General features: G+C 52.2%; 6 protein-coding genes. 5 read left to right on the plus strand and 1 reads right to left on the minus strand.

What is annotated here, in order from left to right; genetic code table 11:
• From RMSM_RS41635 to RMSM_RS40370, 4 genes are all read left to right on the plus strand, one after another.
• On the plus strand, positions 1 to 944 hold a 944-nt coding region (locus RMSM_RS41635; RefSeq protein WP_040771176.1), incomplete at its 5' end, for a leucine-rich repeat domain-containing protein.
• Between the two features lie 295 nt (positions 945 to 1,239).
• Complete coding sequence (locus RMSM_RS34980) at positions 1,240 to 2,835, plus strand: secreted protein (protein WP_008708998.1); 1,596 nt, start codon at positions 1,240 to 1,242, stop codon at positions 2,833 to 2,835.
• Positions 2,836 to 2,904: 69 nt separating this feature from the next.
• A complete protein-coding gene (locus tag RMSM_RS41640; protein ID WP_008709000.1) occupies positions 2,905 to 4,911 on the plus strand; it encodes a putative secreted protein in 2,007 nt (668 codons plus the stop codon).
• Between the two features lie 48 nt (positions 4,912 to 4,959).
• Entirely contained in the window at positions 4,960 to 5,409 is a 450-nt protein-coding gene (locus tag RMSM_RS40370) for a hypothetical protein (RefSeq protein WP_144058184.1), read from the plus strand.
• 195 nt (positions 5,410 to 5,604) lie between these two features.
• Here RMSM_RS40370 and RMSM_RS34995 read toward each other — a convergent pair whose 3' ends face one another.
• On the minus strand, positions 5,605 to 5,970 hold the full coding sequence (locus RMSM_RS34995; RefSeq protein ID WP_144058185.1) for a hypothetical protein: 366 nt from the start codon (positions 5,968 to 5,970) through the stop codon (positions 5,605 to 5,607).
• Here RMSM_RS34995 and RMSM_RS35000 point away from each other — a divergent pair.
• A complete protein-coding gene (locus tag RMSM_RS35000; RefSeq protein ID WP_040771184.1) occupies positions 5,960 to 6,541 on the plus strand; it encodes a hypothetical protein in 582 nt (193 codons plus the stop codon). The genes RMSM_RS34995 and RMSM_RS35000 overlap by 11 nt on opposite strands.
• Positions 6,542 to 7,530 lie beyond the last annotated feature (989 nt).

Raw genomic sequence — 7,530 nt, forward strand, 5'->3', positions numbered from 1 at the left:
GGCACGTCTACTCTGAAAATGATTTACCGGATCCGTTTCACATCATTCGTATTGAGATTCGCAGAGACGATGTGGCTGACGAATCGATGATGCACCGGATTGCACGACTCCGGCACCTGATCATGCTGAATTGTTTGGGAGATTCCGTGACCGACGATGTTCTCGCCTCGCTCGCACAATGCGACTCGCTCTGCGACTTAAAACTGCAGTCGTGCGTTAAAGTGACCGAATCCGGGATCGAGGAACTAAGCCGGACGGAAAATTTGCACGCATTGACGTTTTTTAAAACGAACGTTTATCCATCTTGGCTAATTCACATTGCGGAGATGAAACAGCTTCGGAATTTGAATATCTATGGACCAAAACTGATTGACGAAGATCTAGACTTTCTGGAGTCACTGCCCAAGCTAGATCAATTTTCGCTTGAGGCCGCGAAAATCACCGACAACGGCGTTGCAACGATTGCGAATTTGAAAGCGATTGAAAAAGTCGGTTTGACCAACTGTTCAGGCGTTACGCAAAACGCTTTAGTTTTTATCGCTGACAATCCTCGGATCTCGGAATTTCAGACCGAGGGAATTCCGCTTACCAATGACGGACTCAAGCATTTAGAGAATTCGCGTCTACAGTATCTGCGTCTTGCGCGTGCGAATTTAACCGACGACTGTGTAGAGTCCATAAAGAAAATGAAGCAACTCACTCGGATCGGAATCGTTTTTTCGACCCTCTCGGGCAGTCGTTTGGAAGAACTGAGTGAGATTCCAAATCTGCAGTGGCTGGAGCTGTCATTCACGGACGTTGGAGACAACGCTCTGCAACAAATCGCTGAGATTCAATCTCTCAAGTGTCTGACGATCGTGGAAACGCCGGCAACGATTTCGGCCGTGGACAACCTCAAGCAAAAACGCCCCGATCTCAAGGTGCACTACAGCGGTCGAAATTAGATCGATCGCGATCAACTCGCCGCGACGCGTTGCATGCCACCACTTAATTGGCACCTCTCCAATGCCTGCCGTGATTCCGGGAACGAGTCAGACCGTGATCACTGGATTCACTAAAACGCTGGAAAATTCTTTTTCAGCTCGTCCGTGTCAGACGTGATCGTTTAAGTATTTGTCAGGAAAAAAAAGCGGCTGATGGTTCTTCCTCTCACCGTTCTTTTTCGACAAACGCACTTAAGAGAAATCTAACCTCGTTCGAAACCTAATTTCTCGAAACCCGTGCCGTCCCGGCGAAACCATGAGCAAAAACTCCTTAACTCATCTACTGCTGGGCTGCATCGTCAGTCTGATTCTTTTGCCAACCATTGGCCGGGCACAAGCTGTGGTCGATTTGGGGACAGCCGCAATTGATTTCACCAACGGAAAAACCAAAGTTTTCCAGGAGACACCGGCTCCAGGACTGACGCCACGCTACCTCTACTTTTTTCCCAATCAGAAATGGGCTGCCATCTCATCGCGTAAGCCAGATGTCTTACTAGGAGGAGGCTCCAATTCCCACTGGAGCTCGAAAGCAAAAGGCGTTCTGACTCTTGGAAGCGGAGACGTATCAAAACAGTACCGTTTCCATTGCACCAATTCGAATGGAAAGAAACTGCTTGGGCTCGAAGCGGATGGGGGAGAAAGCTCGACCTGGACGTTGGCCAATGAACTCGTTCTCGGTTGGGACAAGGTCCCCCAGTTCCACAAAACAGTATCCACCATGCAATATGATCGCAATGGTCTACCGATGCGACCGGAAGCAGAAGCCATGGTGGCAAGGAACGAGAAAACGCTCGACGCATTCGCTCAGCTCGCAGGCGCCGGTACGGCGGTAGCCAACAACGCAGCCGTGGCAACGAACAATACACCCGACGCCGCACCATCACCGCCAGCTTTGGTCAACATGACGATTCGTAACGCAACAGGGCAAGCGATGGAAATGTTTTGGGTCGGTGACCAAGGACAGGAGCAGAGTTACGGCACGATTCAACCCAACCAATCAGTCCAACAAGGTAGCTACGTGGGCGGAAACTGGATGTTTAAATCCAGCAGCGGATTGGTGTTGAACTATCGAGCAACTGCGGAAGTGAATCAGTTGCACGAACTGAAAACGAATGCTCCCCCCGCAAACGGAATCCCGCCGAACGGAATTGCACCTAATGCAGTCGCGGCTAACGGTAGCGCTCCGATGCCCGCTAATCGCGCTACCGGAGGACGCGTCTTGAAAGCATGGAAAGGTCGTTACATCGGTGCCGGCGGTGTTCCGGGATACCAGGTTGAGTACCGACAATTGCCCAATGGAACCTGGGGCTTCTTCGACACAAACGGTCGACAGACTTCCACCGTATCGGTCACAGAAAATGCGGATGGTTCCGTCATGGTTCACGAGAGTCCCGGAAGTGCCACTGGAATTCTGATCGCATCTGACGGTAGCGCTTCACATTTGGCTCGCACTCGAACCGCTCCCGACGGAACTCAGCTAGCGTATTCGGTCGGAGGCTTTCAGGGGAAATGGTCATCATCGCCAACTAGCTCGCCCAACCAACGACGCGGCACAGCCCCGAACCCAACCCCCAAACAACGCACACGGTGGGTGGCCGATCCCGGTTCGCCGACTGGTTTTACCGGTTCGTTTGCGGCGACCGCAGACGGCGGACAGTGGATTTTGCTGGACGGTCAAGGTAACGAGACCGACCGATTCAGGGCCGAACAACGACCCGATGGCGGATTGCTGTTGAGGTCCATTGTTGGCGAAAGTGTTTACATGCTCCGAGACCAAGCCGTCACGGCCGTCCGATTTAATGAGCAGGGCGAGACAGCAGAAGTGTCCGTCGCCAATGGCCGATGGAAGTGACGCACTACAAATTCAATTACTCCACAAACGCACTTTTTTATTCACACACCCTCAACAACGTGTTGACCCATGAATACCTCATCCTCTCTGAAAAACGGCTTTCGCGTCTTTTTAGCAGTGGGGCTCATTGTCTCCGCGATCGCTGCGACTCACCCTCAGACGTTGTTCGCGCAAAACTCGACGGTGACGCTGACGTTTCAAAACAACACCAATCAAACAGTCGACATCTACTATGATGACGAACAAGGCAACCGTCCCCAGTTCATGTTCACTGTCAATGCTGGTGAAACCCAGCAACAGTCCGCGTACGAGGGAAATCTTTGGCTTATCCAGGCTCGCGATCAGTCCTTCGCTTCGTTTTATCGGACACCCGCAAGTGACACGAGTGTCCCTGTAAACTCTGAATCCGATCCCAATGGGACCGAAGCGTCGTCTCGGCAAGGCAACCCGGCTCAACCCGCTGCTGTGATGACGCAGCCAAATGCCAATCCCACAGTGGCAAACAACGTTGCCGCAGCGAATGCCGTGACAACCAATTTTCCAACTGCAACCGTGGGGGCTAACGCTGCGAATGCGGGCACAGCAAACACAGGGACGGGGGCCCCCACTTTTATCGCTGCGACCTCGGCCTCAGAACAGAGAACGTTCCATGCCTCGAAGCCTCAAATTCTGAGCGTGACAACGGGCGATGGCATCATCGTCGCTTGGCAATCCTGGAATGGAAATCGGCCCGCCGGCGCTCGGATTGCCAAGATCAGCACGTCAAACATGGCTAAGGTGTGGGAAAAACAATTGTCGCTTGATTTGCTTGGAGGGCTGACGACCGATGGACAAAACTTTTACACGATGTCTGCCAAACTCGAGGATTTGAACAACGAAGGCTCGGTCGTGAACTATCGCGACGGTATCTTGCATTTGGCAAAGTTCGATGGCAATGGTCAGCAACTGTGGATGCACGACGTCAATAATGTCCAGTACTTGGGAGCCGAGCAGAACGGCCAGGCAGAGAATGGCATCTATTCACCGATGGACAGTGGCACCGGTTGTTTGGTTTTCGGAAACAATCAAATTCTGGCGGTTTTGTCGCTCAACACGGTTCCCGATCAAAAAGGAACTCGCCATCAAACGTCGATGTTTTTTACCGTCAGTGCGGCTGACGGCACGCCAACCCAATCCGTCTCCAAAGTCAGCTGGCGGCACTCGTTCGATCAAAGAGCGATATTTGACGGTGAAAAATTTGTCATTGCCGATCTTGGCGATGCGGGCTGGTATTTGCCGGGTGGAGGAATCGCGATGCGCAAGGCGACGCCCAACGGCAAAACAACCACGTTTACACCAAAACAGGCGGAAGGAACCTACGTTTATGTTCGACAATCGGAAACGGCTGGAAATCAAAACTTTTCGTTCACTTCACTCGGTGACATCGGTGTCGGACAACGTGGCTACACCGTTGTTTTCACCAGTGAACCCAACAACAACGTTTCGCAGCGTTCCGGTTGGAACACACCGATTGCCGAACCTCGAAATTTAGGGCTTGTTCACGTCACCAAAAACTTTGACACCGTTAAAGACGGCCAACAGACTTGGCAAGACGGAAACACCGTCGTCGACTGGAGCAATACCGCCGCTGGCAAGCCAAAAATCAACGTGACGTCAAACGTCGTCGACAGCGTTGGACCGACGAACACCGCCCAGCGTCCCGACAAATCTCACATGAGCTTCACTCAAACCGGTGTCGTTTGGTTGACGAACTTGCAACCGGGGACCAGTGCGGAACGCCCCAAACTTGCCTCGCTCGGCAATGGTAATTTTCTAGTCGCTTGGGAAGAGTGGACGTACCAGGGAAACAACATCAACTATGCGTCGACCAAAGCAATGGTAATCGATGAATACGGTCAAATCATCGTACAGCCCAAAGCGATCGCGGCGCGACTCAATCCGTCGGGTGCCGATCGTTTCATGCCGTACTCCAGCGGAACGGTCTATTGGATCACCGGACAGCCGAATAACGGGGGTATGAAAGCCCACTTTCTGGACGCAAATCTGAATCTGACTTCGTACCCATTCAGTCTTTAGGTCCAAGCAATATCGGCATCAACCTAAACAGTACCCGGAGTGAAGATCATGAACTGTATACGATCCAGATTAGCGGGCAGCCTACTTTGCCTAGCCGTCTCCGTCTTCTTTGTTTCATCAACGGATGAACTACATGGACAAGGCACTCACGCAACGAACTTACAGCGAACAAAATGGATCTCGACCGCAAAGGGAATCGAATTCCGCGCCGAACCTAATCGGCAATGGATCATGATCAATCGAAACCAACCGCCAAAAACCTTTACGGAGACGAACCGAACCAACGACTTTATCCAACTCGCCGGCAAAGACGGATCGCTGTTGTTTTTGTACGACGGAATCGCGTTGACAAGCGACCCCCGAGTCAGCGATCCGGTTTGCTTTGAATCGGGCAGTTGGAACCACACAGTAACACCCATAAAAAATGGACCTTTGGAAATCCAAAGATGTGGTAGTGCAGCGGAAATCTCCACAGACCTGGGTGGCAACTCCATCTGACAAATCGGAACCGCCGATGACATTGATGGAAATCGGCAAAACGAGTTACAGTGTCAAACTCAAAAACAAATCTGGCGATACTGTCCTTGAGCTGTTTGATGGAATTTTGGTTGGTTTGAATCCTGAGATCGATGAATTCCAAGCAATGCACAAGGGACACTGGGTAGGCGCAGCGACGAACGCGGGTACGCAACCTCAGCCGGGCATTGCCAACGCACCGACTTCTAACCGCCCGGGCGCCACGGCGTCACGCGTCCCGCCGCCACCACCGGGGATTCCCGGAGTCAGACCGCCCGCGTCTCCGATGACGCAAGGCCGTACTCCACCGCCTCCCGGTGTATCGCCGCAAGCCCCAAGGCCCCAAACGACTTCCTCGAATCGCCCGCCACCGCCTGGGCGTGTAGCAACTTCTTCAACGCGAACCACCGCGTCACCAGCTGCAAATTCACCCGCGATTCCGGGTCTGCCAAATGGCCCCGCCTCGTCACCGCCCGCTCCCGGAGTTCCGCCCGCTCCAGGGGTTCCGGCGCCTCCCGGAGTGAAACCACTGATGCGTAACACACCACCGCAATCCGTTGCTCCCCATTCGAGCGGTAGCGTCAATCAAAAAACAACCTGGATGAGTGAATCCGATGAAACGGTTTATCAGCAGTTGCCAAACGGGAAATGGGCGCTGCGTGCGAACGCAAATTCCAACGAGAACATTCGCACGTTTCGTGTTACCGAGCGAACAGATGCGTTTGTTGAGCTGGAGTCCTTGAACGAAGAAACACCGCAGAAAATATTGCTCGTGCAAGGTGCCTTCTTTTTTGAAGACCCCGAAACCGGAGAAATGGTCAAAGGCGATGAAGGTCACTGGAAAACCGGACAAGCAATCAGACCGCAGAAACGCACCCTATTTAAATCCGATGAAGGGCACACCTTGCAGCTTCAGGCCGACGGGACTTGGTTGGGGACGGAAACCGATCAATCGAAAACCGTTTTCCGCGAACTATCTCGCTCGCAGGACAGCATTCGACTGAGAAATCGGGAGCAAAACACGACGATTGAGCTATTTCAAGGCGCGGTTGCCATCGATGATGAAGAGATCGGCGAATTTCTCATTGGGCACGGCAAATGGGTTGAAAAATAATCGCGGTGTCGATGTCTTCGCACGCCGTGTTCTAATTTCACAATCACGTTGGTTTTAACGCAATCGATGGCGGTTCTACTTGTTCTCGACATGTCGAAATCTCCAGTGTGAACCGTCTACATCACGTTCTCGTTCAATTCCCCAGATTGATGCCGTGGTCTTGAGCGTCACAACCGGACGGCTTCTATTCAGATACGCTCCTGGTGAGTGGACGTAACTGCACGCTAAGTAAACCACTTAGGCAAATTGAAGATGCGACTTGAATTGAGGTCAAAAGACGTTTTAGAGATCGGAATCTAAGGTCACCAACGTCACGAAGACGTAAACCCAAGCGAGGCAACCGTTTTAGAGGTGACGCAAGATGCCTGGCTTTTGGCATCGCTTTGTCACTGTTGTTGTCAGAAAAGGAGCGGTCAGTGTTCGCACAAAAACAAAGCCTCGAAAGCGTACCGTGGCACACCGTCGAGGCTGATTTGTCGTAAAGTTGAGTACACCCCAGAGGATTCGAACCTCTAACCTTCGGTTCCGTAGACACTCAGAGCTTTCCTTTCGCGTTTCGGATGCTCACCAAAACCCCGCTTTTTGCGGGGTTTTCTTTTGCACCTACCTTTCCCCTGACTTCGATCTGGCGTCGTTTTTGCGCATTAGTGGGTCGATTAGTGGGTCGCGTATGCCTACGAAGACTGGCTTCAAAATCCAGTTGTCACAAGGGAGTGAGAGTTCAAGTCACTCCTTCGGCACTCAGTAAATTACGGGGGTTTCTTCAATCTCGAAGCTCACCCCGGCCAAACCACTTCACCCACAATTGAAGTTTCAAGTGAACTATTTGCTTTTGCATTGGACTTGCGTCGTTCGTCAGAGCCGGCGGACGTTCCCTAGGCTATACGAGCCTTAGCGTTCAGAAACGAAAGCGTGGTGTTGAAAAGACGGTGAACATCAATTGAGTGTCATTGATACCGTGCCCGTTACCACAAGCTTCTCCTCTAGCG

Source organism: Rhodopirellula maiorica SM1 (assembly GCF_000346295.1).
Classification (GTDB): Bacteria; Planctomycetota; Planctomycetia; order Pirellulales; family Pirellulaceae; genus Novipirellula; species Novipirellula maiorica.